This window comes from Micromonospora vinacea (assembly GCF_015751785.1).
Classification (GTDB): Bacteria; Actinomycetota; Actinomycetes; order Mycobacteriales; family Micromonosporaceae; genus Micromonospora; species Micromonospora vinacea.
In genome coordinates this window covers 488,582-513,941 of the sequence record NZ_JADOTY010000001.1, presented here as the reverse complement: position 1 = coordinate 513,941, position 25,360 = coordinate 488,582, and the positions used below count along the sequence as shown (strand labels likewise).

The 25,360-nt window shown below is 71.7% G+C and carries 26 protein-coding genes; 19 read left to right on the top strand and 7 right to left on the bottom strand.

What is annotated here, in order from left to right:
- Nucleotides 1-18: 18 nt before the first annotated feature.
- The 10 genes from IW249_RS02495 (at nt 19) to IW249_RS02450 (ending at nt 11,100) form a co-directional block, all read left to right on the top strand.
- Nucleotides 19-459, top strand: coding sequence for a hypothetical protein (locus tag IW249_RS02495; RefSeq protein ID WP_196919316.1), 441 nt, complete (start codon nt 19-21; stop codon nt 457-459).
- Between the two features lie 10 nt (nt 460-469).
- Nucleotides 470-1,951 (top strand): WXG100 family type VII secretion target, encoded by a 1,482-nt coding sequence (locus tag IW249_RS02490; protein WP_196919315.1) that lies wholly within the window; start codon nt 470-472, stop codon nt 1,949-1,951.
- 10 nt (nt 1,952-1,961) lie between these two features.
- Nucleotides 1,962-3,434 carry a type VII secretion-associated serine protease mycosin gene (mycP, locus tag IW249_RS02485; RefSeq protein ID WP_196919314.1) on the top strand — a complete coding sequence of 491 codons (1,473 nt, stop codon included), beginning with the start codon at nt 1,962-1,964 and terminating at the stop codon, nt 3,432-3,434.
- Between the two features lie 158 nt (nt 3,435-3,592).
- Nucleotides 3,593-4,405, top strand: coding sequence for a TIGR03936 family radical SAM-associated protein (locus tag IW249_RS02480; protein WP_196919313.1), 813 nt, complete (start codon nt 3,593-3,595; stop codon nt 4,403-4,405).
- A 131-nt stretch (nt 4,406-4,536) separates the two neighbouring features.
- Nucleotides 4,537-7,650, top strand: a complete 3,114-nt coding sequence (locus tag IW249_RS02475) for an Rne/Rng family ribonuclease (protein WP_196919312.1) — start codon at nt 4,537-4,539, stop codon at nt 7,648-7,650.
- 117 nt (nt 7,651-7,767) lie between these two features.
- Nucleotides 7,768-8,262 (top strand): hypothetical protein, encoded by a 495-nt coding sequence (locus tag IW249_RS02470; protein WP_196919311.1) that lies wholly within the window; start codon nt 7,768-7,770, stop codon nt 8,260-8,262.
- A 166-nt stretch (nt 8,263-8,428) separates the two neighbouring features.
- Nucleotides 8,429-8,743: a 50S ribosomal protein L21 gene (rplU, locus tag IW249_RS02465; protein WP_007464063.1), complete on the top strand. Its 315-nt coding sequence runs from the start codon at nt 8,429-8,431 to the stop codon at nt 8,741-8,743.
- Between the two features lie 11 nt (nt 8,744-8,754).
- The gene (rpmA, locus tag IW249_RS02460) at nt 8,755-9,009 is read left to right on the top strand and encodes a 50S ribosomal protein L27 (RefSeq protein ID WP_007464062.1); all 255 of its coding nucleotides are present in this window, start codon (nt 8,755-8,757) and stop codon (nt 9,007-9,009) included.
- A 95-nt stretch (nt 9,010-9,104) separates the two neighbouring features.
- A complete protein-coding gene (obgE, locus tag IW249_RS02455) occupies nt 9,105-10,580 on the top strand; it encodes a GTPase ObgE (RefSeq protein ID WP_196919310.1) in 1,476 nt (491 codons plus the stop codon).
- Between the two features lie 70 nt (nt 10,581-10,650).
- Nucleotides 10,651-11,100 carry a GNAT family N-acetyltransferase gene (locus tag IW249_RS02450; protein ID WP_196919309.1) on the top strand — a complete coding sequence of 150 codons (450 nt, stop codon included), beginning with the start codon at nt 10,651-10,653 and terminating at the stop codon, nt 11,098-11,100.
- A 46-nt stretch (nt 11,101-11,146) separates the two neighbouring features.
- Here the strand turns inward: IW249_RS02450 and IW249_RS02445 are convergent, their stop codons facing one another.
- Together IW249_RS02445 and IW249_RS02440 are read right to left on the bottom strand one after the other, a co-directional pair.
- Nucleotides 11,147-11,806, bottom strand: a complete 660-nt coding sequence (locus tag IW249_RS02445; protein WP_196919308.1) for a DUF6766 family protein — start codon at nt 11,804-11,806, stop codon at nt 11,147-11,149.
- Between the two features lie 66 nt (nt 11,807-11,872).
- Nucleotides 11,873-12,364, bottom strand: a complete 492-nt coding sequence (locus tag IW249_RS02440) for a DUF4383 domain-containing protein (RefSeq protein WP_196919307.1) — start codon at nt 12,362-12,364, stop codon at nt 11,873-11,875.
- A 231-nt stretch (nt 12,365-12,595) separates the two neighbouring features.
- On the opposite strand from IW249_RS02440, the gene IW249_RS02435 reads away from it, so the two are divergent.
- Genes IW249_RS02435 through IW249_RS02425 form a run of 3 tightly spaced genes read left to right on the top strand, consistent with a single transcriptional unit; the run spans nt 12,596 to nt 14,554 of the window.
- Complete coding sequence (locus tag IW249_RS02435; RefSeq protein WP_196919306.1) at nt 12,596-13,441, top strand: hypothetical protein; 846 nt, start codon at nt 12,596-12,598, stop codon at nt 13,439-13,441.
- Between the two features lie 31 nt (nt 13,442-13,472).
- Entirely contained in the window at nt 13,473-13,940 is a 468-nt protein-coding gene (locus IW249_RS02430) for a phage holin family protein (RefSeq protein WP_196919305.1), read from the top strand.
- Nucleotides 13,937-14,554 (top strand): DUF3618 domain-containing protein, encoded by a 618-nt coding sequence (locus tag IW249_RS02425; protein WP_196919304.1) that lies wholly within the window; start codon nt 13,937-13,939, stop codon nt 14,552-14,554. Before IW249_RS02430 ends, IW249_RS02425 begins: the two co-directional genes overlap by 4 nt.
- A gap of 101 nt (nt 14,555-14,655) precedes the next feature.
- On the opposite strand, the gene IW249_RS02420 is transcribed toward IW249_RS02425, so the two are convergent.
- Together IW249_RS02420 and IW249_RS02415 are read right to left on the bottom strand one after the other, a co-directional pair.
- Nucleotides 14,656-15,654: a glycosyltransferase family 2 protein gene (locus IW249_RS02420; RefSeq protein ID WP_196919303.1), complete on the bottom strand. Its 999-nt coding sequence runs from the start codon at nt 15,652-15,654 to the stop codon at nt 14,656-14,658.
- A 73-nt stretch (nt 15,655-15,727) separates the two neighbouring features.
- Entirely contained in the window at nt 15,728-16,975 is a 1,248-nt protein-coding gene (locus IW249_RS02415; protein ID WP_196919302.1) for a cytochrome P450, read from the bottom strand.
- A gap of 145 nt (nt 16,976-17,120) precedes the next feature.
- Between IW249_RS02415 and IW249_RS02410 the strand changes: the two genes are divergently transcribed.
- A complete protein-coding gene (locus tag IW249_RS02410; protein WP_196919301.1) occupies nt 17,121-17,522 on the top strand; it encodes a hypothetical protein in 402 nt (133 codons plus the stop codon).
- 30 nt (nt 17,523-17,552) lie between these two features.
- Here the strand turns inward: IW249_RS02410 and IW249_RS02405 are convergent, their stop codons facing one another.
- Nucleotides 17,553-17,771: a DUF397 domain-containing protein gene (locus IW249_RS02405; protein WP_196919300.1), complete on the bottom strand. Its 219-nt coding sequence runs from the start codon at nt 17,769-17,771 to the stop codon at nt 17,553-17,555.
- A gap of 69 nt (nt 17,772-17,840) precedes the next feature.
- On the opposite strand from IW249_RS02405, the gene pepN reads away from it, so the two are divergent.
- Nucleotides 17,841-20,357, top strand: a complete 2,517-nt coding sequence (gene pepN / locus IW249_RS02400; RefSeq protein ID WP_196919299.1) for an aminopeptidase N — start codon at nt 17,841-17,843, stop codon at nt 20,355-20,357.
- A gap of 50 nt (nt 20,358-20,407) precedes the next feature.
- Here pepN and IW249_RS02395 read toward each other — a convergent pair whose 3' ends face one another.
- Entirely contained in the window at nt 20,408-21,613 is a 1,206-nt protein-coding gene (locus IW249_RS02395) for an FAD-dependent oxidoreductase (RefSeq protein ID WP_196919298.1), read from the bottom strand.
- Between the two features lie 189 nt (nt 21,614-21,802).
- Entirely contained in the window at nt 21,803-22,546 is a 744-nt protein-coding gene (locus IW249_RS02390) for a PadR family transcriptional regulator (RefSeq protein WP_196919297.1), read from the bottom strand.
- Between the two features lie 154 nt (nt 22,547-22,700).
- Here IW249_RS02390 and nadD point away from each other — a divergent pair, with 154 nt between their 5' ends.
- The 4 genes from nadD (at nt 22,701) to IW249_RS02370 (ending at nt 25,347) form a co-directional block, all read left to right on the top strand.
- Nucleotides 22,701-23,297, top strand: coding sequence for a nicotinate-nucleotide adenylyltransferase (nadD, locus tag IW249_RS02385; protein ID WP_091409875.1), 597 nt, complete (start codon nt 22,701-22,703; stop codon nt 23,295-23,297).
- Between the two features lie 110 nt (nt 23,298-23,407).
- Nucleotides 23,408-23,818: a ribosome silencing factor gene (gene rsfS, locus IW249_RS02380; protein WP_196919296.1), complete on the top strand. Its 411-nt coding sequence runs from the start codon at nt 23,408-23,410 to the stop codon at nt 23,816-23,818.
- Entirely contained in the window at nt 23,815-24,444 is a 630-nt protein-coding gene (locus tag IW249_RS02375) for a histidine phosphatase family protein (RefSeq protein WP_196919295.1), read from the top strand. The genes rsfS and IW249_RS02375 overlap by 4 nt, the downstream gene beginning before the upstream one ends.
- A 48-nt stretch (nt 24,445-24,492) precedes the next feature.
- Nucleotides 24,493-25,347: a DegV family protein gene (locus IW249_RS02370; protein WP_196919294.1), complete on the top strand. Its 855-nt coding sequence runs from the start codon at nt 24,493-24,495 to the stop codon at nt 25,345-25,347.
- Nucleotides 25,348-25,360 lie beyond the last annotated feature (13 nt).

The following is a 25,360-nucleotide window of genomic DNA, read 5'->3' as shown; positions in this document are numbered from 1 at the left end:
GGACGGGGGAGGAATCGCATGGGGAGCATCCCGCCGCCGAGCATCGGCGATCTGCAGGTCAGCGTCGAGGACCTGGACGCCGCCGCCACGTACGTCGAGCGGCTCAGGCAGTACATCGACGACACCATCAAGTACGAGATGGAACGCATCAAGACGCGGATGAAGGGCGACAGCAACAACGCCCAGACCGTCCCGAACGGCACCCCGTTCGGCGCGTACGAGGACGCCGTCATGCAGTGGCGGGCCCTGGAGACCTCCACGGCGAACATGGAGGCGCACCTCACGACGCTCTCCCAGAAGCTCGCCGCGCTGAAGGAGGGCACCGAGGAGATCGCCAAGGCGTTCCGCGACACCGAGGCGCGCAACGGCGCCAACGGCAAGGAGATCGAGCGGCTGCTGGAGTCGGCGGCGCCGCCGCCCACTGCCAGCGGCGCACCCACCTACCCGTACACGGCCTGAGGGGGACGTCATGGCTGGAGGAACCTGGGAGCGGTGCGTCCGCGAGGTGACGCTCTCCGCGGACCCGGAAACGGTCGGATCGGTCGGAGCGGGCTGGAGCAACCTCTCCAGCGGCCTGCAGCAACTGCGGGACGCGCTCGTCGGTCGATCGTTCGTCGGCCCGGTCGCGACGGGCCAGGAACGCCCGAACGTCGGCGGCCTGCCCGGGATGCTCGCCGGTTGGAAGGGCAGCGGTGGCGACGCGTACCGCGAGCACCTGGGCAAGATCGGCAAGCAGATCGAGGATCTGATCACCGACGCGACGAACGTCAGTGGCGCGTTGACGCGGATCGAGGGCGACATCCGCAAGTCGGTCTCCACAATTCCGATCCCGCTGATGGACGACTTCGGCTTCAACGAGTGGAGCCTGCCCAACGGCACCGAGCTCGACGATGCCCGCGACGGCGAGAGCTCGTCGGGTTTCCTCGCCGCCCTGCGGAAGGACTACCAGAGCAACCCCGGCTCGTACGCCGACGGCGCGTTCCGCGACAAGGCCGACGACCTGGAGGCGACCATGAAGGTCGACGGTCAGGCCGGCGACCAGAAGCGGGGCGGCTGGTGGGACACCAAGGCCCACCTGGACAACTGGTACCGGGACAACCAGCAGGCGGCGAACACGGCGATGTCGCCGCTGCCGCAGGCCGTGTACACCGAGCGTCCCAAGCTGACCGTGGTGGGGCCCGAGGGCCACGAGAAAATCGACGACGTCCGCCGCGACCCCCGGGTGCCGCCCACGGGACGGCCCGACATCAGCGGTGGCGAATTCGGCGGGAAGCCCGACATCGGTGGTGGCGGCCCCACGATCGGCAGTAGGCCACCGGGCATCGACGACACGGGCGGTCCGACGTCCAGTGTCGAACCGTTCTCCCCGACCAAGCCCGGTGGGCTCGGCGATGGCTCGCCAACCGGCGGCACCGGCCAGCTCACGGCCCCACCGACCGGTTCCGGTTACCCGGGCTACGGCGACGATGACTACACCAGCGGTCTGGCTGGTGCCACCCCGGGCGGTGTCGGCGGCCTGGGCGGTGGCGTCGGCGGCGGCGGGGTCGGCAGCGCCGGTCTCGGTGGCGCCGGCGGCGGTTTCGGCGGCGGGGCCGGGGTGGGCTCGGCCGGCGGCATCGGCGCCGGCGGCGGCCTGGGCGGTGGTGCCGGGATCGGCGTGGGTGGCATCCCCGGCATGGTGGGTGGCGGTAACGGAAAGCTGCCGCCGATGACGAGCGCCGCGAACGCGCTGCGTACTGCTGCCGCCGCCGGCCCTGGCGGCGCCGGGATGGCGGGCGGCGCGCGTGGTGCGGGCGTCGGCGGCGCCGGAATGATGGGCGGCGGCATGATGGGCGGCGCGGGCGGCGCCGGGCACGGTGGCGGCGCCGGCTCCGAGCACTCGTCGTGGTTGACTGAGGATGACGATCCGTGGGGCCCCGGTGACGGGGCGTCCCCGGGTGTCCTTCGATGAGGATGGACGGATGAGGGTGAACGTCGGAAGCCTCCGGCCGGTAGCCGCCTGTCTGCTGGCGGGGCTCCTCGTGGTGGGGGCCGCCCAGCCGGCGGCCGCCGCGCCGCGGCGGGCCGAGCAGTGGTATCTGGATGAGCTCCGGATCGACCAGGTGCACGAGATCTCCACCGGGCGGGGCGTGGTCGTGGCCGTGGTCGACACCGGCGTCGAGGCCAGCCACCCGGACCTTCGGGGTCAGGTGCTGGCTGGTGGTCGCAGCTACGGCGCCTCCGGGGACGGCCGGGTAGACGAGGACGGGCACGGCACGCACATGGCCGGCATCATCGCGGCGAAGGGCAGCGGCGACGGTGTGGACGGCATCGCCCCTGGCGCGAAGATCCTGCCCATCAAGTTGCGCAAGGGCAGCGGCGCCACCAGTGACGCGGCGATGGCCCTCGGCATCAGGATGGCCGTCGACGGCGGTGCCAAGGTGATCAATATTTCCCAGAGTGGCCCGGGCCTCGTCACCGACGCGGAGGCGAGCGCGATCAAGTACGCGTTCGACCGTGACGTCGTCGTGGTCTCCGGCGCTGGCAACACCGCCAGGGGCAGCGTCGCCGTAGGAAACCCGGCCAACACTCCCGGCGTGATCGCGGTGACCGGGACGACCAGGGGCGGCGCATTCTGGTCCGGCTCTGTCCGGGGTCCGGAGGCGGTGGTCGCCGCTCCAGGCGAAAGCGTCTACAACATCACCAACGAGGCGGGCTACGGCTGGGGCGACGGGACCTCCGACTCCAGCGCGATCGTCTCCGGTCTCGCCGCGCTGATCAGGTCGAAGTATCCGGACCTCAACGCTCCAAGTGTGATCAACCGGATCATCCGGACTGCGCGGGACGCCGGCCCGTCCGGGCGGGATCCGCAGTACGGCTTCGGGGTGATCGACCCGATCAAGGCGCTGACCGCGAACGTGCCACCGGTCACCGCCAACCCGCTGCTCGGCCCGGCCGCGGCGCCGGTGGACCCGGGCCCGACCCGCGCCGCGGGTCCGGACGAGGAGTTCGACGTCACCCAGCACGGCGATCGCGGTGGTCCGACCGACCAGCAGGTCATGGTGGTGGGCATCGGCATCGCAGTGGTGCTGGTGTTGCTGTTGGGCCTGGCGGTGTTCCTCATCTGGAACCGCCGGCGGTACCGGCGGGAGGCGGCCCGGGCCGCCGCCATCCCGGACGAGGCGTTGGACCAGGTTCTCTCTGGTGCCTACCCGTCGCCGGGCGCGGGTTACGCCCCGCCGCCCGGCTATCCGCCAGCCCCCGGGTACGCCCCATCCTCCGGGTATGCCGCTCCGCCCCCCGGTCAGGGCCCGCCTTCCGGCTACGGCCCGCCTCCCGGTCATGCCCCGCCTCCCGGTCATGCCCCTGCCCCCGGTTACGGACCGCCGGGCGGACCGCCTCCCGGTTACGGACCGCCGGGCGGGGCGCCGCCTGCCCCGCCACAGGAGCGGTAACCGGCACTGATCGTGGTGGCCGGCTGGTGACCTTTCCGGGTCACCAGCCGGCCATCGGGCTTTCGGGTCGGTGGTCACGATCCACACGACCGTTTTGCACCCGTCTGCCGGGCCATTCGGCCGCCCCGGCTGCGTACCGTCACGAGCCCTGCGCCAGGATGGGCGGACACGCAGGTACACCTGAGGAGCCCACGATCGCCAGAAAGCCTCAACCCGAGGGCGGCCAGGCACCGGTCGTCCAGCGCGTCCGCATCCGGTACGCCAAGCGCGGGCCGCTGCGATTCACCTCGCACCGCGACTTCGCCCGGGCGTTCGAGCGCGCGCTACGCCGGGCCGCCGTGCCGGTCGCCTTCTCCCAGGGTTTCCACCCGCACCCGAAGATCTCCTACGCCAGCGCCGCACCCACCGGGGTGGCGAGCGAGGCGGAGTACCTGGAAATCGCCCTTCAGGCCGCCGTCGACCCGGAGGCGCTGCGCGCCGCGTTGGACGCCGCGCTCTCGCCGGGGCTGGATGTCCTGGACGCTGTGATCGCCGAGGGAGGCAACCTGCCGGACCGGATCGAGGCGTCGCACTGGTACATCGAGTTGCCCGAGGTCGACACCGAGGTGCTGCGCACCGCGGTGGACGCCTTCGTCGCGGCCGAGGAGGTGCTGGTCGAGCGGATGACCAAGCAGGGGCGACGCACTTTCGACGCCCGTGCGGCCGTGATATCGATCGATGTCCAACTGCCGACGCCGACGCCTTCCGGGGCGCCGGCCGTACCGTGTGCGATACTCGAACTGGTCGTGCGGCAGGTCACCCCGTCCGTACGGCCCGATGACGTCCTTTCCGGCCTCCGCGTGGTGGCCGACCTGGAGCCGCCGGTTTCGCCGAGGGTGACCCGGCTGGCTCAGGGCACGTTGACCGCGCAGGGTGCGATCGTGGATCCGTTGGATGCGGACCGCGACGGGGCAGCCATCGTTGGGCACTGACCGACGGTCGGTGTTCTGGCAGGCAGACTTCGGCGGTCGCGCACCACGCGCGCCCGGCGGAAACACTTTTGCGGCGACCCTGCGTGGCAGCGCTCACCCGCGCCCGGGCTAGCCAGAACTGGAGAACGTCCATGCTCGAGAACGAGCCCGAGGGCGGCGAACGGACCGGTTCACAGCCGGCCGGCGAGACCGCCGACCAGAGCACCACGGCCGACGGCGCCGCCGTCGCGCCGCCCACCACCGCTGTCGGTTCGGCCCCGATGGAACCGACCGGCGCGGAGAGCGCTCCCGGTGAAGCCGAGCCCGCTGCGCCAGTGCGGCGCACCCGGGCGACCCGTCGTCGGGCCGCCCCGCTCAACCAGCCGGAGCAGACCGACGCTCCGATCGAGGCGCCCACCGCTGGGGCCGGCAACGTCGAGTCGCCGCAGGCGGAGGTCTTCGCCCCGGTCTCCGGCGACCTGGACGTCGCACCGAAGACCCCCCGGCGCCGCCGCAAGGCCGCCCCCGTCGAGACGACCGCTGAGGAGCCGCTGGTCGCGGCCTCCGCGGAGCCGGCCTCGGCCGAGGTGGTGCCGCCGGTCAAGGTCACCCGTACCCGGCGCAAGAAGGCCACACCGGCTGCCGTCGAGGAGCCGCCCGCCACCGAGCAGCCGGCCGCCGTCGTCGAGGAGCCGGTCGTCGAGGAGCCGGTCGTCGAGGAGCCGGTCGTCGAGGAGCCCGCGGAGTCCGACCTGCGCGAGGCTGAGGCCGAGTTGAACGACGCCGAGACCCTCCCGAGCACGTCCGCCGCCGAACTGGCCTGGAGCAGTGGCGCGCAGGACCGCTCCGGTGAGGTGCCACCGGGGGTGGCCGTTCCCGCTGTGACGGATGAGCCGAACGAGCCGGCCGAGATCGAGCCGGAGCAGCCGCGTACCCGTCGTCGGCGGGCTGCGCTCTCCGCGCCCACTGTGCTGTTCATGGCACCCCAGCCGGACGCCGTGCCGGTGACCCGACCGGTGGAGCCCGCCGCGGCGACCGAGGAGCCGCCCGTCGAGGAGGCCGCCGAGCCGTCCCGCCGCCGTCGGCGTGGTCGCCGCGAGGTCGAGCCGGTGGAGCCGATCGAGGCGATCGAGGCCGAAGAGGAGCCGACCGAGGAGGCCGACGAGGCCACCGAGGCGGATGAGGACGACGAGGACAGCGCCGCCGCGCGCCGCCGCCGCCGGCGTGGTCGCCGGGGCCGGGGCCGGGGCAAGGGCGGGGCCGACGACGCCGAGGACGACGAGTCCGAGGAGGCGGCGCAGGCCGATGAGGAAGAGACCGCCGAGGTCGAGGCCGAGGGCGACGAGGACGAGGAGTCCGAGGGTGGGGACGGCCTGACCCGTCGTCGCCGCCGCCGTCGCCGTCGTGGCGCCGGTGACACCGAGGGAGGCGCGGCCGACGACGGCGTGCCGACCGTTGTGAAGATCCGCGAGCCGCGTCGGACCGTCGACGAGGTGCAGGGTGTGTCCGGCTCGACCCGGCTGGAGGCCAAGCGCCAGCGCCGCCGCGACGGTCGGGAGCAGCGGCGTACGCGTCCGCCGATCCTCAGCGAGTCGGAGTTCCTGGCGCGCCGGGAGGCTGTCGACCGGGTGATGGCGGTCCGCCAGCGCGGTGACCGCACCCAGATCGCCGTCCTGGAGGACGGCGTGCTGGTCGAGCACTACGTCACGCGCAACTCCTCCGGGACGATGGCCGGCAACGTGTACCTGGGCAAGGTGCAGAACGTGCTGCCGAGCATGGAGGCCGCGTTCGTCGACGTCGGCCGGGGCCGCAACGCGGTGCTGTACGCCGGTGAGGTCAACTGGGACACCTCCGGGCTGGAGGGGCGGGCCCGCTCGATCGAGCAGGCGCTGCGCTCCGGCGACTCGGTGCTGGTCCAGGTCACCAAGGACCCGATCGGGCACAAGGGCGCACGGCTGACCAGCCACATCGCGCTCTCCGGCCGGCACCTGGTCTACGTACCCAACGGCAACGCCTCCGGGATCAGCCGCAAGCTGCCGGACAACGAGCGCAAGCGGCTGCGGGACGTGCTCAAGAAGCTGGTCCCGGACGGCGCGGGCGTGATCGTCCGGACGGCTGCCGAGGGCGCCACCGAGGACGAGCTGGCCCGCGACGTCAAGCGGCTCCAGGCGCAGTGGGAGGACATCCAGGCCAAGGCCGCCGAGGGTGGCGCTCCGGTGCTGCTCTACGGGGAGCCCGACCTGGTCATCCGGGTGGTCCGGGACCTCTTCAACGAGGACTTCCGCGAGCTGGTGATCGAGGGCGAGCAGTCGTACGACATGGTCGAGTCGTACCTGTCGCACGTCTCCCCGGACCTGGTCGACCGGGTGCGCCGGCACGTCGGTACGAGCGACGTGTTCGCCGAGTACCGGATCGACGAGCAGATCATCAAGGGCCTGGACCGCAAGGTATTCCTGCCCTCCGGTGGCTCGCTGGTGATCGACCGCACCGAGGCGATGACTGTCGTCGACGTCAACACCGGCAAGTACACCGGCTCCGGGGGCAACCTGGAGGAGACCGTCACCCGCAACAACCTGGAGGCGGCGGAGGAGATCGTCCGTCAGCTCCGGTTGCGTGACATCGGCGGCATCGTGGTGATCGACTTCATCGACATGGTGCTGGAGTCGAACCGTGAGCTGGTGCTGCGCCGGCTCACCGAGTGCCTGGGCCGGGACCGCACCAAGCACCAGGTCACCGAGATCACCTCGCTCGGCCTGGTCCAGATGACCCGTAAGCGGATCGGCGCGGGCCTGCTGGAGGCGTTCAGCGAGACCTGCGAGTGCTGCAAGGGCCGGGGCGTCATCATCCACACCGAGCCGGTGCCGGAGAAGCCGCGCCCCGCCGGCGCGGGGGAGAAGGTCAAGGCGGTCGCCTCGGCGGTGTCTCCCGCCCCGGCTGCCGAGCAGGGTGCCACCTCGTCCCGCCGCCGGGCCCGCAAGAGCGCCCCGGCCGAGCGGGCCGTCGTGGAGGTCGTCGACACCGACACCGCCGCCGAACCGGACGCCGACTACCAGGACACGATGGGTTACGACCTGTCCCGCTACGAGTCGGACACCGCCGCCGCGCCGGCGATCTCCGACGCTCAGCAGGGTGAGTCGGCTCGGCTTGCTGCGGCGGACGACCCGGACGCGCTCGCTGACGGTGAGGGCGACGAGGAGACCACCGAGGGTGGTGGCGGCCGTCGCCGGTCGCGTCGCGGTGGTGCCCGTCGGCGGACCCGCCCCTGAGCGCCTGACCGGCCACGTGTTTGACGAGGTCCCTCTCCCGGCAAAGTGACGGGGGAGGGACCTCGCCGTTGCGGCCATCCGGTCCCCCGATCGGCCGCCCCAGGTCAGGAGAAGAAAATGCGCCGTCTGCTCGCCGTCACCGCGCTGCTCACCATGCTCTCCGGCGCGGTCGGCTGCTCCACCGACGGGTCCGCCGGCGGAACCGCCCAGGGCACCGGCTCGGCGGCCGCCGGCACCCCTGCCGGCCCGAGCGGCATGCCGGCCAGCGGTGGGGTCGCGGGTGGCAACGCCACCGAGGTCTGCACCGCCGCGCAGGAGGCCAGCACCACTGCCGTCCGGACGTACGTGGCGGAGCTGGGCCACATGCTCGCGGCGGTGGGCGCCGGGGACAGCCGAGCGGCCGAAACCGCCCGGGGGCGGGCCGAGGCGGCGCTGGCCGACTGGCGGACCGTGCTGCGGGAGCAGTCGGGGCGGACCAACGATCCGCAGCTCAAGACTCTGCTCACCGACCTCGGGACCGAGGTTTCCGCGCTCGGCGCCGACGTCGAGTCGATCGACGAGACGGAACTCGACCGGCTCCAGCAGCGCCTCGACCAGCTCTGCGCGCGCTGACCAGGGCGGGCCGGTTTGGGGTCCGGGCCAGCAATGGCGTACTCTTGCCTGCGGCCCACCTTTGGTGTGCCGAGTTCCCGTGTGCCCGCGCCGCCGTGCACTGCTACCCGGCGAGCCGCCGCGGGGACGACCGCCAGCAGCCTCAACGACAGGGAGTCCGCCTCCGATGTACGCGATCGTCAAGACCGGCGGCAAGCAGTACAAGGTCGCCGAGGGCGACGTGATCGAGGTCGAGAAGCTCACCGGTGCCCCCGGTGACGCGGTGAAGCTCACCGCGGTGCTCCTCGTCGACGGTGACGACCTGGTGACCGACGCGGCGAAGCTTGCCGAGGTCGCGGTGTCCGGCGAAATCGCCGCGCACACCAAGGGCCCGAAGATCCGGATCCACAAGTTCAAGAACAAGACCGGCTACCACAAGCGCCAGGGTCACCGCCAGCCGTTGACCCAGGTCAAGGTGACCGGCATCTCCAGCGGGAAGTAGGTCGTCCTCCAATGGCTCACAAAAAGGGTGCGTCCAGCTCGCGTAACGGTCGTGACTCCGCGGCCCAGCGACTTGGCGTGAAGCGCTTCGGTGGTCAGGTCGTCAGCGCCGGTGAGATCATCATCCGGCAGCGTGGCACCAAGTTCCACCCCGGTGACCTGGTCGGCCGTGGCGGCGACGACACGCTGTTCGCGCTGTCCGCCGGTGCGGTCCTGTTCGGTACCAAGCGCGGTCGCAAGACCGTCAGCATCGTTCCGCAGCAGTAGTTCTCGGGCTAAGCGGGCCGCGGACCTCCGGGTCCCGGCCCGCTTAGCCTTTTTCGCGAAGTGCGAGGTCGAACCTCGCTGGAAGGATTGACGCCGTGGCAACGTTCGTTGACCGGGTCGTTCTGCATCTGCAGGCCGGCGATGGCGGGCACGGTTGTGTCTCGATCCACCGCGAGAAGTTCAAGCCCTTCGGTGGGCCGGACGGCGGCAACGGTGGGCACGGCGGCAGCGTGTCCCTGGTGGTCGACCCGCAGGTGACCACGCTGCTCGACTTCCACTTCCACCCGCACGTCAAGGCCGACAACGGCAAGGGCGGCGCTGGCTCGAACCGGGACGGGGCCAACGGCCACAACCTGGTGCTCAAGGTGCCCAACGGCACCGTGGTGCAGACCTCCGATGGCACAGTGCTGGCCGACATGGTCGGCGCCGGCACCACCTTCGAGGTCGCCCGCGGCGGGCGCGGCGGGCGGGGCAACGCCTCGCTGGCCAACGCCAAGCGCAAGGCACCCGGTTTCGCCGAGCTGGGGGAGCCCGGCGACCAACTGGACATCGTGCTGGAGTTGAAGAGCGTCGCCGATGTGGGCCTGGTGGGCTTCCCGTCCGCCGGCAAGTCGTCGCTGATCTCGGTGATCTCCGCCGCGAAGCCGAAGATCGCCGACTACCCGTTCACCACCCTGGTGCCCAACCTCGGCGTGGTCCGGATGGACAACCACACCTTCACCGTCGCGGACGTGCCGGGCCTGATCCCCGGCGCGGCCAACGGCAAGGGGCTGGGCCTGGAGTTCCTGCGGCACATCGAACGCTGCGCGGTGCTGGTGCACGTCATCGACTCGGCGACCCTCGAGCCTGGTCGTGACCCGGTGGCCGACATCGACGCCATCGAGGCCGAGCTGAGCCAGTACGGCGGCCTGGCCGACCGCCCACGGCTGGTGGCGGTCAACAAGGTCGACGTGCCGGACGGCCGCGACCTCGCCGAGATCGTGCGCCCCGACCTGGAGGAGCGCGGTTACCGGGTGTTCGAGGTCTCCGCTGCCACCCGGGAGGGGCTCAAGGAGCTGACCTACGCGATGGCCGAGCTGGTGGAGGCGGAGCGTAAGGCCGCTCCGCCCGCCGAGCCGACCCGGATCGTGATTCGCCCGATGGCCGTGGACGACGACGGCTTCACCATCACGGCCGAGGCGGATGGGTCGTTCACCGTCCGCGGTGTCCGGCCGGAACGCTGGGTCAAGCAGACCAACTTCGACAACGACGAGGCGGTCGGCTTCCTGGCTGACCGGCTGGCCCGGCTCGGGGTGGAGGACAAGCTGGCCAAGGCCGGCGCGCAGCCCGGTGATCTGGTTCGGATCGGCGTGCGCGAGTTCGACTGGCAGCCGACGCTGTTCGCCGGTGTGGACTTCGTACCCGGCAACCGGGGCACCGACATCCGCCTGGAGGAGAAGTCGAACCGGGCTTCCGCCGCGGATCGGCTCGCCGCCCGGAAGGCTCGCCGGGTGCGGTCGGCGGACGAGGTGGGCGCGGACGCGTCCGACGACCTCGACGAGGACATCGACGACGAGGACGACGCCGAGTAGTTCGTTGCGCTCCGTGATGGGGTTGATTTCCAGAAACCTCCCCGAAATCCACGCGTCCTAGCGTGGGGTGATGCTGATCGAGTCCCGGCCTGCCATCGATCCGGAGATCGCCGCCATGGTCACCGCGCAGCAGCGTGAGCTGCGCGAGGCCGATGGTGGGTTGGATGGGCAGGTCTTCGTCCCCCATGACGACGTCCGCTACCTCGCGGTGGTGGTGAACGGTCGGGCGGTCGCCTGCGGTGGGCTCCAGGCGTTGGATGCCGAGACCGGCGAGGTCAAGCGGATGTACGTCCGGCCCGCGTACCGGGGGCGGGGGATCGGCCGTCAGTTGCTCGCCGCGCTGGAGGAGTGCGCGTTCCGGCAGGGGCACTCGGTGGTCTGCCTGGAGACAGGCGTCTACCTGCCGGCCGCTGTCGCCTTGTACACCGCGTGTGGCTACCACCAGATCCCGGTCTACGGCGAGTACGTGGGCAACCCGTACAGCGTCTGTTTCGCCAAGCGGTTGCCGGTCGCGGCCTGACGGCCGGCCACCCCGCCGCGCCGCCGTTGCAGGCGCTGGCTGGCGTTCAGGCGCCGGTGCTGGCGTGCTCGACGGTCACCGGCTTCGACTCCGGCGAGGCGTGCTGGCGTAGCACGATGCTGAGCAGGATCAGCGCGCCGACGGCGAGAAACTCGCTCTGCCAGTTCTGCATGGACTGGAACCAGAAGTCGCTGGTGCCGAGGAACTCCCACGCCCCGATCGGCGGTGCGCCGCTCTGGAGCGCCTGCTCCTGGTTGTAGGCGGCGGTGCCACCGAGCAGGTGACCGACGAACGAGCCGGCGAAGATCAGCAGCAGGGCGAGGGAGAGGCTGTTCCGGTAGATCACCAGCGGCAGGCCGCCGACGCGTACCGGCCAGGGTGACTGCGGGGTCGCCCGGCGCTCGTCGTCCTCCGGTCGGTCGGTCTGGTCCATCGGCTTCGACTCGGCCGAGCCCCGCTGCACCAGGTACGCGGTGAGCAGCACGTACCCGCCCATCTGGAGGAACTCCGACTCCCAGTTCTCGAAGACCGACTCGGCGAAGTGCCCACTGGTCAGGTACGCCGGCCAGCTCAGCGGGGCGGCACCGAACTCGGTCAGCTCCTCATTGTGGGTCTGCCAGCCGAAGACGCTCTGCAACACCAGAAAGACCAGGAACGCCCCCAGCATGGCAACGGCCAGGGCGTTGTCGCGTAGCCAACGAGGCATGATCGCACCCCCTTCGCCGGTCGATTACCCCTGCGGGCATGACCGCGAAACCCCAAAAAGTCCAGGTCAGTGCCGGTCGGCCGGACTGTCCAGGCGTCCACCGGTGCCGGCCTGGTTCGACAGCAGCAACCCGAGCGCCAGCATCCCGAAGCCGAGCGCGAGGTGCAGCCAGTTGTCGGCGTCGTTGACCGGCAGGATGTTCGCCCCGCCCTCCGGGTTGACCGCCTCGATCGCCAGGCCGTACAGCCAGAGAGCGAGGTAGATCGCGCCACCGGCGGCCAGGAACACGCGGGCGCCGGCGATGCTGCGGGCCAGCACCAGGCCGACCAGCCCGAAGAGCAGGTGCACCACGTTGTGCAGGATCGACACCTGGAACAGCCCGAGCAGGTGGGCGTCGGAGTGGTGCCCGGCGAACCGCAACTCGCCGTAGTGGGTGGTGATGCCGGGGATGAAGCCGAGGACGCCGATCAGCAGGAAGACCCCGGCGACGGCCAGCGCGGCCAACTGGACCCGGGGTCGGGGGTGGGCCGCTCGGCCGCCCCGTGCGTTTCGTGCCATCGCTGCCCCCTCCATGGATCTGCCGGCCTCGCGAACCTCACTGTCCGCGGCGGCGACGTGACGCAGCCCGACGATCCTCCATTTTGAAGACCAACCGGTGGGCCGCGCAGAGAAATGCACGAAGAGGTATGGAAGCCAAAACGCAGGGTAGGTGAATGGTCAGCGGTCGCGGCAACGCGTTCCGCATCCCCCCAGCACAACCGCGACGACTTTCTGAGCGGAAGGGAAATCATGACTTACGATCTTTCATCTTCGTCCTCCACGTACGGGCAGCAGTCGACCAACGGCGGTGGCGTCCGCGACCAGGCGCGCCAGGTCGGGTCGGAGGCCGCGCAGGCTGGTGGCGCGGTCGCCCAGACCGCCAAGGAGCAGGGCACCGAGGTCGGCCGCGAGGCGGCCCGGCAGGCCCGCAACCTGTACGGCGAGGCCCGCAGCCAGCTCGCCAGTCAGACCGGTGAGCAGCAGCGTCGCGCCGCCGGTGGGCTGCGTTCGCTGGCCGACGAGATGCGCTCGATGGCCGAGAACGGTGGCCAGGCCGGTCCGGTGAGTGAGCTGGCCCGCCAGGCCGCCGACCGGGTGCACGGCGTCGCCGGCTGGCTCGAGGAGCGCGAGCCCGGCGACCTGATCACCGAGGTACGCGACTACGCGCGGCGTAACCCGGGCACCTTCCTGGTCGGCGCTGCGATCCTCGGTGTGCTGGCCGGTCGGCTGACCCGGGGCATCTCGGCCGGCGGCGACGACTCCGGCAACGGTTCCTCGGCCTACCGGGGCGCCGGGGCGTACGACCCGGAGCAGACCGCTGTGATCCCGACGCAGCCGCCGACGTCCCGCGCGGTGCCGGACGCTGTCCCGCCGGGCGGCTACCTCGACCCGACCCCCGGTACGCACACCCCGCCGACGTCCGGTGGCTACGCCGACCAGACGCCCGGCACCTACGCCGACCCGGCGCCCGGTGGTTACGCCGAGCCTGGCCGGGGCGACACCCCGGAGCACTCCGGCACCGGTCAGCCGCTGCCGCCGGTGACCCAGACCGACCCGCTGCCGGGTGTGCCGTCCACCGGCAACCCTCGCCCGTGAGCCGCCGAGTCATCCGAAGGGAGGCGACGGCATGAGCATGCCGACGCAGGGGTCCGGACTGGACTCCGGTTACCACCCTGACGCGGGTGCCCCGCACACCGCGTCGGAGGTGAAGGGCAGTTCGCTGGGTGACCTGATGCGTCAGGTCACCACCGACCTGTCGACGCTGATGCGTCAGGAGGTCGAGCTGGCCAAGGCCGAGATCCGCCAGGAGGGCAAGAAGGCCGGCAAGGCCGCTGGCCTGTTCGGCGGCGCAGGCTTCGGCGGCTACATGGTGGCCCTCTTCGTGTCCATCGCCGTATGGCAGTTCCTGGACAACGTCATGGACTCCGGCCTGGCCGCGCTGATCGTGGCCGTGATCTGGGCCGTGGTCGCCGCGGTCCTCTACTCGATGGCCAAGAAGAACGCCCAGCACGTACGCGGGCTCAAGCAGACCAACGACAGCGTGCAGCGGATCCCCGACGCGCTCAAGCCGCACCCGGAGGGAGTCACCCGATGAGCACCGATCCCGATCAGATCCGCCGGGAGATCGAAGCAACCCGTAACAGCCTCAGCTCCGATGTTGATGCGCTGGCGTACAAGGTCAGCCCCAGCCGCATCGTCGACGACCGCAAGCAGCGGGCCCGCTCCGCTCTGCAGAATGTGAGGGACAAGGTCATGGGAACCGCGTCTGACCTCGGCCACGGCACCGGCCAGGCCGCCCACTCGGTGGGTGACCGCGCCTCGTCGGCGGCCTCCAGCGTCAGCGACGCCGCGCACTCGGCGGCGACCACTGTCAGCGACGCCGCGCACAGCGCGCCGCGGGTGATCCGCCAGAAGTCCCAGGGCAACCCTCTCGCCGCCGGTCTGATCGCGTTCGGGGTCGGCTGGCTGGCCTCGTCGCTGATCCCGGCCTCCCGCCGCGAGCAGCACGCCGCCACCCAGGTGAAGGCCAAGGTCAGCGAGCACGGCGGGGCCGTGAAGGAGAAGCTGGGCGAGGTGGCCAGTGAGTTGCGCGAGCCGGCCCAGCAGGCCGCCGAGTCGGTGAAGTCCACCGCTCAGGACGCCGTGCACGCGGTCAAGGACGACACGAAGTCCGCCGCCCACCAGGTCAAGGACCACGCCACCCCCTGACCCATCTCCCCAGACCCAGCGCGACAGCTCGCGGCCACCCCCGGGTGCCCGCGAGCTGTCGCGTTCCCACCCACCCCCGACCTGCCCCCGCGATCTTGCACTTACGGTTGGGCCTTTGTCGTCGTTGAGGTGTTTTGCCCCCACAGAAAGTGCAAGATCGCGGAGGTCCTGGGGTGGCGCGGGGCGGGGTTGGCGGCTCGGCGGATTCGGGTGTCGCCGTAGCGGACGCCGCCCAGCAGGAGGCGTTGGGCTACCGCGAGCCAGCTGCACACCCCGCGTTCCAGCAGCCAGAGCGGGGCCGCCAGCGCCGTGGCCGGCGGGAACACCCGGCTGCCCCCGGCTCGGCGGCGACCCGTCTCGGCCAGGGCGACGACCCCGGCCACCACGCCGAGCAGTACCCGGGGCCGGCGCGCCGCGACCGCCGCCGCCGGCAGCACCGCCAGCGCGGTCAGCAGGCGAACCGGCTGGGCCAGATCGTCGTACGCCTGACGAACCCGTTGGCCGCGGAAGTGCGCGGCGCCCGGAGGCAGCCGGCGGACGTACAGCCAGGCCGGGGCGGCCTCGGTGCCGCGGTGGGCGCGCACGGTACGGATCAGCTCCAGGTTCTCGAAGAGAACGTCCCTGTCGTACCCGCCGATGGCGAGGAAGGTGCTGCGCCGCACGGCGAGGGTTCCCGGGTAGTCCGCCCCGAGCGCCCGGTTGAGCAGCGTGCGGCCGGTGTCCCACCAGGCGTGCCAGGGCAGCGGGTCGAAGTAGTTCTGCGGTCGTACCAGGTCGGCCCGGCCCAGCAGGCGGTGCACCGCGGTCAGCGCAGCCTCGTCGTACCGGACGTCATCGTCGGCGATCACGACGTGCTCGTGGCCGGCCGCGCGGACGCCGGTGTGTACGCCGAGCACCTTGCCGTTGAGCCCACGCTCGCTCGGGTCCGGTGGGAGGTGCCGGACCAGCCCTCGCCACGCCTCGGCATGCCGAGCGAAGTGGTCCGGAGGTGAGCCGTCGACCACGAGGACCTCGACCCGGTCACCGAGCCAGCGCAGGTAGTCGGTCAGCTCGGCCAGGCCGGCGTCGGTGTGCCAGCGCAACGGCAGCACGTACGTCATCGGTAGGCGGGTCGGTGGGGCGTCGGCTCGTCGTACCTCTTCGTCACCTCGACCATCCACGATCGTCGTCCGCTCAGGCGGCGCGGCGGACGTTGGTGAGGGTCAGTCCGAGGGGAGGCAGCGCGGGCATCCGGTGCAGGTCCAGGGCCAGGTTCTGCACGGGCACGTCGTAGCGCATGGTGGTGGTCAGGTTGGTGACCGCCCGCTTCATCAGGTCGATGGTGATCCACTCGCCGGCGCAGCGGTGCCCGGCCCAGTGATCGCCGCCACCCTGCGGGATCAGCTCGAACGGGTCCACCCGGCGGCCGGCGAACCGCTCCGGGCGAAACAGCTCCGGTTGCGGCCAGATCGCCTGATGGTGGTTGGTGCCGTAGAGGTCGAGCAGCACCCGCCGGCCCTTCGGAAAGTGGTGGCCCTGCCAGTCGAAGGACCGCCGGACCCGGGCCGCCGCGATCGGAAAGAACGGGTAGTAGCGGCGTACCTCCTGGACGAAGTGCTCGGTGGCCTCGTCGTCGTCACGGACCCGGTCCCGCCAGGCCGGATGGTCGTGCAGGGCGAGGGCGGCGAAGGTCATGTACTGGTCGACGGCGACCACCGGGCGCAGCACGTTGAGCAGCTCCACCGCCGCGATCCGCCGGGGGAGGAGGTTGCCGCGCTCGTCCCGGTGTTCGGCGATCACGGCCAGGGCGGTGCCGGCCGGCGCCGGAGCGAAACCGACCCGGGTCCGTTCGATGAGGTTGGCGAGCCAGTGTTCGGCGCGGTACCGGGCGACCCGTCCCCGCCAGTGCCGGGTGCCCAGCACCGCCGGAGCCTCGATCATGGCGTGCAGTTCGACGGCGCGCCGCTCGACCTGCGACGTGGGCAACGGCACCCCGGCCCAGGCGCAGACCACCCGGGTCAGCAGCCGACCCAACTCGTCGTAGAGCGACACCGGACCGGCAGCTTCCCAGGCCGTGACCCGGGTCCGCCACTCGTCGTCGAAGAGCTGACCGAGCCGCTGGATCGCCGCCGGCGTCATGATCGACATGAACATGGCCTTGCGATCGGAGTGCTCCGACCCGTCCAGCCCCTGCACCCCACCCCGACCGGTCAGGGTCCGCTGCACGCGCAGCGGCATGGCGGTGGCCCGCTGGAAGCGGTCTCTGTCGTAGAACAGCTCCGCCGCCGGCCGACCGCGCAGGCAGATGGTCGGGGCGAGCAGAATCCGGGTCGTGAAGATGTCGCTGCCGTACCGCTCGCAGCGCTCGCCGATGAATCGGTAACCGGCGCGGAGCAGCGCGAGGGTGCTGTCCGGGCTGCGGTCGGCCGGCATCGTCGCCATCGGGTCTCCTCACGCGCAGGTGCGGCTGGTCGCCGCCGACCACTGCGCTTACCCCCGCCGACGCCGCTGAATCCCGCCCGGCTGGCCCCTCCCAGGGGCGGCGAAACCTGGTTTGCTGCTGGTGGGACGAGCACGGGGAGGGCGAATGCGCGACAACAGATCGCCGCACTGGCGGCAGCGGCGAGCGGCCGGAGCACTCGGCGGGGGCCGCGACGGACGATCACTGATCGGGCCGCCGCGGCGGCCCACCCGTCCACACCGGTTCTTCACCGTGCACCTGGGCTTCACCGCGCCCGGCCCGGCCGAGGCGCGCGAGCTGGCCGTGGCGTACGCCGAGGCGCTGAGCCTGCTCCGTTCGGAGGTGGCACTCGGTGCGGCGGCCCTGTCACCTGCGGACGCCTGGCAGCGGGCCGAGCGGCTGTTCTGCGGCGCGCTCGGCCCGGACGGTGAGCGCTGCGCCGACGTGGCCGACCATCCGGGCTTCCACCACGCCCCGGGCCCGGGTGGCCTCGGCTGGGGCGACGGCGACGGCCCCGGCGATGGCTGACATCCACCACCGACGGGTCGGCGGGCACGATCAGTCCAGGTCGAACTCGCCGTCCTGCGCGCCGGCCACGAAGGCATCCCACTCGGCCTGGGTGAAGACCAGCACCGCCCCGTCCGGCTCGGCCGAGTTGCGCATTCCGATCAGGTCGTCGACGAAGGCGACCTCAACGGCGCTGTCGGAGGTGTCCCCCTCGGCCCGCTGCCAGACCGCCCGAGAGAGGTCGAAGTCGCCCTTGGGGTGCTGCGCCATGTTTCTTTCCTCCAGTGCCGAGGGTCGTGTGGTGACCGGGTGCCGATCCCCATCGGGCAGGATAAGCGGATGCCGAGCCTGACCCGTGTAGAGGCGACCGCGCGTGGCGCGGCGATTACTGTCGAGTCCTATCAGGTGGACCTCGACCTGACCGGAGACGGCGACCTGTTCCGCTCCCGCGTCGAGATCCGGTTCCGGGCCACCGCCGGCGCCGCGACCTTCGTCGAGGTCAAGCCCGCCAAACTGCTCGGCGTACGCCTCAACGACCGCGACCTCGATCCCGCCCTGCTCACCGACAACCGGCTGCCCCTCGACGACCTGTCCGTGGAGAACACGCTCCTCGTCGAGGCCGAGATGGCGTACTCCAAGACGGGGGAGGGGATGCACCGCTTCGTCGACCCGGCCGACGGCGAGACCTACCTCTACGCCGAGTCCTTCCTCGACAACGCGCCGCGCATCTTCGCCGCCTTCGACCAGCCCGACCTCAAGGCCCCGGTCACCCTCTCGGTCACCGCGCCGCCGCAGTGGATCGTCGCCGGTAACGCCGAGCTGGCCGCCAACCCGGTCCCCGGGCGCTGGGAGTTCGCCCCGAGCGCGCCCCTGGCCACGTACTTCTTCTCACTGATCGCCGGGCCGTACCACGTCCGACGGGCCGAGCACGACGGCATACCGCTGGGCATCTACTGCCGCCGGTCGCTCGCCGAGCACCTGGACGCCGACGCCGAGGAGATCTTCACGGTCACCCGGCAGTGCCTGGACCGGTTCCACCTGCTCTTCACCGAACGCTACCCGTTCGGCAAGTACGACCAGGCGTTCGTGCCCGAGTTCAACAGCGGCGCGATGGAGAACCCGGGCCTGGTCACCTTCCGCGACGACTACGTGTTCCGTTCGGCGGTCACCGACACCCAGCGCGAGCAGCGGGCCGGCACCATCGCCCACGAGATGGCCCACATGTGGTTCGGTGACCTGGTCACCATGCGGTGGTGGGACGACCTGTGGTTGAACGAGTCCTTCGCGGAGTACCTCGGCACCCGGGTCACCGCCGAGGCGACCCGATTCGATCAGGCCTGGACCACCTTCGCGATGCGTCGCAAGGCCTGGGGGTACGCGGCCGACCAGCGGCCCTCCACCCACCCGATCGCTCCGCAGGAGGTGGCCGACGCCGAGGAGGGCCTGCTCAACTTCGACGGCATCTCGTACGCCAAGGGGGCCAGCGTGCTGCGGCAGCTGGTCGCGTGGCTCGGCGACGAGGCATTCCTCGCCGGCCTCAACGCGCACTTCGCCGCACACCGCTTCGGCAACGCCACCCTCGCCGACCTGCTGGCCAGCCTCTCCGCCAGCAGCGGGCGGGACCTGTCCGAATGGGCCGAGCTGTGGCTGCGCCGACCGCAGGTCAACACCCTGCGTGCCGAGGTCGCCGTGGACGCCGACGGCCGCTACACCGAGGTGGCGGTGGTGCAGACCGCGCCCGAGTCGTACCCGGTGCTGCGCCCACACCGCATCGGGGTGGGCCGCTACTCGATGGACGGCACCGGGCGGCGCGACGAGGTCGACATCGACCCGGACACCGACGGAGGCCGCACCGTGCTGGGTGGGCTGACCGGCGAGCCGGCGGCCCGGCTGTTGCTGCTCAACGACGGTGACCTCACGTTCGCGAAGGTTCGTCTCGACCCGGCCTCGGCGGATGCCGTCCCGCAGGTGTTGCCCGGTCTGACCGACCCGCTGGCAAGGGCGGTGCTCTGGCGCGAGGCCCTGGACGCGGCGACCGACGGCGAGCGGCCGGTCACCGGCCTGGTCGACCTGGTGGCCGCCGCGCTGCCCACCGAGACCGAGGTGATCATCGCGGAGGACGTGCTGACGCTCAGCCGGTCCCTGGTCGACCGCTACCTCGATCCGCTGACCCGATCCACGGCGCTGGCCAGGGTCGCGGGGGCATGCCAGCGGCTGCTCGACGGCGCGCCAGCCGGGGAGTCGTTGCAGCTCGCCGCCGCCCGGGGTTGGATCGCCGCGACCACCGACGCCGATCTGCTCGTCGGTTGGCTCGCCGGCCGGGACGTGCCGGCCGGTCTGAAGGTCGACGCGGAGCTGCGCTGGGCGGTGCTGCGTCGCCTGGTGGTGCTGGGCGGCGCCGGCGAGGCGGAGATCGCCATCGAGGCCGCCGCCGACAACAGCTCCGCGGGCGCGGAACGGGCCGCCCACTGCCGGGCCGCCCTCCCCGACCCGGCGGCGAAGCAGGCCACCTGGGAGATCATCCTGCGGGACACCGAGCTGTCCGGTCGGCTGCTGGAGGCGATCACCGAGGGGTTCTGGCAGCCCGAGCAGGCCGACCTGACCACCGCGTACGTCGATCGGTACTTCGCCGAGATGCCGGCTGCCGCGCACCGGCGTACCGCCTGGACGGCCGACCGCGTGGCTGCCCTGGCGTTCCCCCGCTACGCCGTGGCGCAGCCCACCCGGGAGGCCGCCGCGGCACTTCTGGCCCGCGACGACCTGACTCCCGGGCTGCGCCGGGTGGTGACCGACGCCGACGACGACCTGCGCCGCGCGCTGGTCGCCCGGACGGCGGTGGCCGCCGCCTCGGCCTGAGCCGCTGACCAGCGCGGGGTGGCTGGCTGGCCACCCCGCGCGGGCACCGCTCAGCGCAGGGCGGGCTCCGCCGTGACCGGCGCGTCCCAGTCGATGACGTAGCGCTGCTCGTCGGCGACGGTCTTCTCCGGGTCCAGCACCGTGCGCACCATCAGCGGCATCAGCAACGGCATCAGCGTCCGCGCGACCGCACCGGGAGCCTTCGCATGGTTGATCCGGGCTGCCCGGGCCGCGACCTTCTCCACCCGGGTACGACGCAGCCGCACGTACGCGGCGAATGCCGCCTCGACGTCCGGCAGGTCACGCAGGCAACGGGCGAGCTGCACCGCGCTCTCGATGGCCAACGACGCGCCCTGCCCCGAACTGTTCGACGGCGCGTGCGCCGCGTCGCCGACCAGCACCATCCGGCCCCGATGCCAGTGCGGCACGGGCGGCATGATCTGCAACGACCCGACCACCTGAAGGTCGTCGGCGTTGCTGGTGGCGACGAGTTCCCGGCCCGGGTCGTCGTCGCCGTAGGTGGCGCGCAGCATGTCCAGCCACTGCTCCGCCGGCACCGCCCGGGCCTCGACGAGGCTCATCGGCCGCTGCTGCGGCAGGTTGGCCCCCCACCGGGTGCCGCCACCCGGCTCCGGCCAGTACAGGTAGTAGCCGCGTCGCCCGAACGCGAACGTCATTGTGCCCGGCTCGGCGTCCACGTCGTGGCGGGCGACCGCCTCGACGCCGAGCAGTCCGGTGAACCGGGGACCGGGCGCGGCCGGGTCGATGAGACCCCGGACCGTGGAGCGGATCCCGTCCGCGCCGACGAGGATGTCGGCGGTCGCGGTTGTGCCGTCCTCGAAGCGTGCGATGACGGCGTCGTCGGTCTGCTCGGCGTCGACCAGCCGCTTGCCGTACGCGAACGGCACGCCTTCGGCGAATGCCTGATCGTGCAGTGCCTGGTACAGCTCGGCCCGGTGCACCACGTGCAGCGGCGGCACCCCGGTCAGCGTGGGCATGTCGATGCGGCGGCGGCCGACGGCCAGAGCGCTGCGGACGATCGGCGTGGCGATCGTCGTCACCGCCTCATGGGTGCCTACGGTGCGCAGAGCCGCCATGCCGTTGGGCGCGAGGGCGAGGGTGCCGCCGATGCCGTTGGCCGTGGCCGGGTACGCCTCGTAGACGGTTGCGGTGATGCCGGCGCGGCGCAGCGCGAGCGCTGTCACCGGCCCGGCGATGCCACCGCCGATGACGATCGCGGTTCGTACCGTGGTCATGCTCTCTCCCTGGGTGTGGTCGTTGGTGCGCGGGCGCGCGGACCTGGTGGGTTCGGTGCGCGGACGCGCGGACCTGGGAGGGAGCCCGGTTATCCTCGTGGTTGCCGCTTCGGGCCGGGTGCCTTCCCAGGCGTCGGTTCGGGGTCAGGGCCCCGGTGAGGTGTTGGCGCACCTCGCCGGGGCCGTTCTTCAGCCGGTGGTGTCGGCTCGGCGGCTGCTGCTGTCGGGGCGTTCGGCGCTGTCGGGGCTGGCCTCCGGGGTGTGGGTGGTCGGGGTGTCGGAGCTGGCCGTCGGGGTGCTGCTTCTCGCGGCCAACTCGGTCAGCTCGGCCGGCATCTCGCCGGTCTCGTGGAAGGTGCGCCAGGTGTCCAACCCGGGGTAGCTCCCCGAGGTCAGCTCGGCGAGCAGTGCCCGCAGCCAGGCCGCCTCCGCGTCCCGCATGGCGAGGTCGTACTCCGACTCGACCAGGAACAGCCGGGGGATCTCCCGCAGGTACGCGTCGAGCGTCTCGCGGTCCTGGCGGATCGCGGCCTCCAGCAGATCGAGCCGTTGCCGCAGCAGGTCGGTGGCCTCGTCGGGATGCAGCGCGGCGAGCACTGACAACCCGGCCCGGAAACGGGGCTGCTCCGCCATCGGGGTGGAGACCAGTTCGCGGGCCCAGTCGACCAGCTCGGCCCGCCCCGCGTCGGTGATCCGGTAGACGGTGCGTTCCGGGCGTCGGCCTTCGCGCACACTCTCCACCGCCTCGATGAGGTGGTGTTTGTCCAGGTTGCCGATCACCGTGTAGAAGGACCCCCACTTGAACTCCATGTCCTGGTCCTTGCCCCAGGCGCGGAGTGCGGTGGCGATCTCGTACGGGTGCATCGGCCGCTGGACCAGGGCGGACAGCACGGCCAGCGCCAGCAGATTGCCGACCTTGCGCCGCTTCGGCACGACGACCCCCTCGCTCGTCGACGGTTACTCGCCAACGAATATACGCCGACGTGCGAGCGTGCCGCGACCCCTGTCCCGCCCGCGACCCCGGCGCCCGCGTAGGGCAGTGCCGGGCCGGGACGGTCGGCCACAGCGTTCGGCCTACGATCATTGGGTGGAGGAAGATATCCGGCGGATCGGGATCATGGGTGGCACCTTCGACCCGATCCACCACGGGCACCTGGTGGCGGCCAGCGAGGTGGCGGACCGGTTCGGCCTGGACGAGGTGGTCTTCGTCCCCACCGGGCAGCCGTGGCAGAAGGCCGACGAGCCGGTCAGTCCGGCCGAGGACCGGTACCTGATGACAGTCATCGCCACGGCCTCCAACCCTCGCTTCCAGGTCAGCCGGGTCGACATCGACCGCAGTGGGCCGACCTACACGGTCGACACGCTGCGTGACCTGCACGCCGAGTACGGCCCGAAGGTGCAGCTGTTCTTCATCACCGGCGCGGACGCTCTGCAACGCATCCTGTCCTGGAAGGATCTGGACGAGATCTTCGAGCTGGCCCACTTCATCGGTGTGACCCGGCCCGGTTTCCCGTTGAGTGACAAGCACCTTCCGGCGGATACCGTCAGCCTGATCCAGGTGCCCGCGATGTCCATTTCGTCGACCGACTGTCGTGCTCGGGTCGCCAGAGGTGAGCCGGTCTGGTACCTGGTGCCCGACGGTGTGGTGCAGTACATCGCCAAGCGGAGCCTCTATCAGCGCTGAGCGCACCCGTTATGCCCGGTTTCGTGCAGTTAACCGACCAGAACTGCACGATCGGGGCGCCGCCGGGTATGAGACGCTTGGAGGATCGCACGCTTGATCGAAGGAGAACGGTGACAGTTTCCGAACGCGCTCACGAGCTGGCTATCGCGGCCGCCCAGGCCGCCGCCGACAAGAAGGCGCAGGACATCACGATCATCGACGTCGGCGACCAGCTCGCCATCACCGACGCGTTCGTGCTCGCCGCCGCCCCCAACGAGCGTCAGGTGCTGGCCATCGTCGACGCCATCGAGGAGAGCCTGCTGGAGCTGCCCGAGAAGGCGAAGCCGGTGCGGCGCGAGGGCGAACGTGGTGGCCGCTGGGTGCTGCTCGACTACGTCGACATCGTGGTGCACGTGCAGCACACCGAGGAGCGCGAGTTCTACGGGCTCGACCGCCTCTGGAAGGACTGCCCCACCATCCCGTTCGTCGATCGCGACCTGGTCGAGGCAGACGCCAGCGGGTCCGCCGCCGCCGCCGAATGACCCGACTGATCGTCTGGCGGCACGGCAACACCGACTGGAACGCCGCCAACCGCGTCCAGGGGCAGACCGACGTACCCCTCAACGAGCTCGGCCGCGACCAGGCCCGCGCCGCCGCCCCGCTGCTCGCGGGGCTGCGGCCCGACGCCATCGTGGCCAGCGACCTGAGCCGCGCCGCCGACACCGCCGCCGCGCTCGCCGCGCTGACCGGGCTGCCGGTACGCACCGACGCCCGCCTGCGCGAGCGGCACTTCGGCCAGTGGCAGGGTCTGCACCTCACCGAGGTCGCTGAGCGATTCCCCGAGGAGTACGCGCGCTGGCGGGCCGGCGACCCCGACCCGGGCGCGGATCTGGAGCCTCTGCACGCCCTCGGGGAGCGGGTCGGCGCCGCGCTACAGGAGGCAGCCGACGCGTCTCCGGGCGGCACCGTGGTGATCGCCACTCACGGTGGCGGCTCCCGACAGGGCATCGGTCACCTGCTCGGCTGGGACACTGCCGTGCTGCGCACCATCGGTTCGCTGGCCAACTGCCACTGGACCGAGCTGCGCCACGACGACGTTCGTGGGTGGCAGTTGCGGGCGCACAACGTCGGCCTGATCACCGCCCCGGTCGCCGTCGACGCGGTCTGAGCGCTCGCGCCTCGGCGTTCGCGGTCTGGATCGGCTAGCGTGCCGGGCATGCCCGTCGCGGTTGTCATCGACTCCACCGCCTACCTTCCGCCCGAACTGGTGCAGGCGCACCGGCTGACCGTCGTGCCGTTGACCGTCGTTCTCAACGGCGCGGAAGGGCTGGAGGGGGTGGAGACCCAGCCGGCCGACGCGACAGTGGCACTGAGCGCCCGCCGGGTCACGGCGACCACTTCCCGCCCGGCACCCGAGCAGTTCGCCCGGACGTACCGCCGACTGCTCGACGCCGGCGCCGATGGGATCGTCTCGGTGCACATCTCCGCCGCGCTGTCCGGCACGGTGGAGGCCGCCCGGCTCGCGGCCGCCGACCTGGACGGCCGGGTCGAGGTTGTGGACAGCCGCTCGGCGGGCATGGGGCTGGGCTTTCCGGCCATCGCCGCCGCCACCGCCGCCGAGGTCGGCGCCGACCTTGCCGGTGTACGCGACGCGGCGCTCGCCGCCGTCGCCCGCACCACCGTCTGGTTCTACGTCGACACGCTGGAGTTCCTCCGCCGGGGCGGCCGGATCAACGCGGCCGAGGCGTTGGTCGGCACCGCGCTGTCCGTCAAGCCGATCATGCACATGCCGGACGGGGCGATCGTGCTCCGCGAGAAGGTCCGCACCGCCAGCCGGGGAGTGGCCCGTCTCGTGGACCTGGCCGTCGAGGCGGCCGGCGACGATGACGTGGACCTCGGGGTGCACCACCTGGCCGCGCCGCAACGGGCCGAGGCGTTGCGCGTCGCGCTGACTGAGCGGTTCGGTGACCGGCTGCACGACACGTACGTCTCCGAGGCGGGTGCCGTCGTCGGCGCGCACGCCGGGCCGGGTTTGGCCTGCGTGGTCGTCCACCGCCGTCCGGAGGGCTGAGCCCTGCCCACGT

What these genes read in the sequence shown, in the direction of transcription:
- IW249_RS02440 (WP_196919307.1), bottom strand. Translation starts at nt 12,364, where the DNA reads ATGGCACGAAACGCACGGGGCGGCCGAGCGGCCCACCCCCGACCCCGG.
- IW249_RS02420 (WP_196919303.1), bottom strand. Translation starts at nt 15,654, where the DNA reads ATGACGTACGTGCTGCCGTTGCGCTGGCACACCGACGCCGGCCTGGCC.
- IW249_RS02370 (WP_196919294.1), top strand. Translation starts at nt 24,493, where the DNA reads ATGCCCGTCGCGGTTGTCATCGACTCCACCGCCTACCTTCCGCCCGAA.
- IW249_RS02415 (WP_196919302.1), bottom strand. Translation starts at nt 16,975, where the DNA reads ATGGCGACGATGCCGGCCGACCGCAGCCCGGACAGCACCCTCGCGCTG.
- IW249_RS02495 (WP_196919316.1), top strand. Translation starts at nt 19, where the DNA reads ATGGGGAGCATCCCGCCGCCGAGCATCGGCGATCTGCAGGTCAGCGTC.
- IW249_RS02490 (WP_196919315.1), top strand. Translation starts at nt 470, where the DNA reads ATGGCTGGAGGAACCTGGGAGCGGTGCGTCCGCGAGGTGACGCTCTCC.
- IW249_RS02475 (WP_196919312.1), top strand. Translation starts at nt 4,537, where the DNA reads ATGCTCGAGAACGAGCCCGAGGGCGGCGAACGGACCGGTTCACAGCCG.
- IW249_RS02480 (WP_196919313.1), top strand. Translation starts at nt 3,593, where the DNA reads ATGGGCGGACACGCAGGTACACCTGAGGAGCCCACGATCGCCAGAAAG.
- IW249_RS02470 (WP_196919311.1), top strand. Translation starts at nt 7,768, where the DNA reads ATGCGCCGTCTGCTCGCCGTCACCGCGCTGCTCACCATGCTCTCCGGC.
- IW249_RS02450 (WP_196919309.1), top strand. Translation starts at nt 10,651, where the DNA reads ATGCTGATCGAGTCCCGGCCTGCCATCGATCCGGAGATCGCCGCCATG.
- IW249_RS02425 (WP_196919304.1), top strand. Translation starts at nt 13,937, where the DNA reads ATGAGCACCGATCCCGATCAGATCCGCCGGGAGATCGAAGCAACCCGT.
- IW249_RS02435 (WP_196919306.1), top strand. Translation starts at nt 12,596, where the DNA reads ATGACTTACGATCTTTCATCTTCGTCCTCCACGTACGGGCAGCAGTCG.
- IW249_RS02395 (WP_196919298.1), bottom strand. Translation starts at nt 21,613, where the DNA reads ATGACCACGGTACGAACCGCGATCGTCATCGGCGGTGGCATCGCCGGG.
- IW249_RS02410 (WP_196919301.1), top strand. Translation starts at nt 17,121, where the DNA reads ATGCGCGACAACAGATCGCCGCACTGGCGGCAGCGGCGAGCGGCCGGA.
- IW249_RS02405 (WP_196919300.1), bottom strand. Translation starts at nt 17,771, where the DNA reads ATGGCGCAGCACCCCAAGGGCGACTTCGACCTCTCTCGGGCGGTCTGG.
- rplU (WP_007464063.1), top strand. Translation starts at nt 8,429, where the DNA reads ATGTACGCGATCGTCAAGACCGGCGGCAAGCAGTACAAGGTCGCCGAG.
- pepN (WP_196919299.1), top strand. Translation starts at nt 17,841, where the DNA reads ATGCCGAGCCTGACCCGTGTAGAGGCGACCGCGCGTGGCGCGGCGATT.
- IW249_RS02430 (WP_196919305.1), top strand. Translation starts at nt 13,473, where the DNA reads ATGAGCATGCCGACGCAGGGGTCCGGACTGGACTCCGGTTACCACCCT.
- rpmA (WP_007464062.1), top strand. Translation starts at nt 8,755, where the DNA reads ATGGCTCACAAAAAGGGTGCGTCCAGCTCGCGTAACGGTCGTGACTCC.
- IW249_RS02445 (WP_196919308.1), bottom strand. Translation starts at nt 11,806, where the DNA reads ATGCCTCGTTGGCTACGCGACAACGCCCTGGCCGTTGCCATGCTGGGG.
- IW249_RS02375 (WP_196919295.1), top strand. Translation starts at nt 23,815, where the DNA reads ATGACCCGACTGATCGTCTGGCGGCACGGCAACACCGACTGGAACGCC.
- mycP (WP_196919314.1), top strand. Translation starts at nt 1,962, where the DNA reads ATGAGGGTGAACGTCGGAAGCCTCCGGCCGGTAGCCGCCTGTCTGCTG.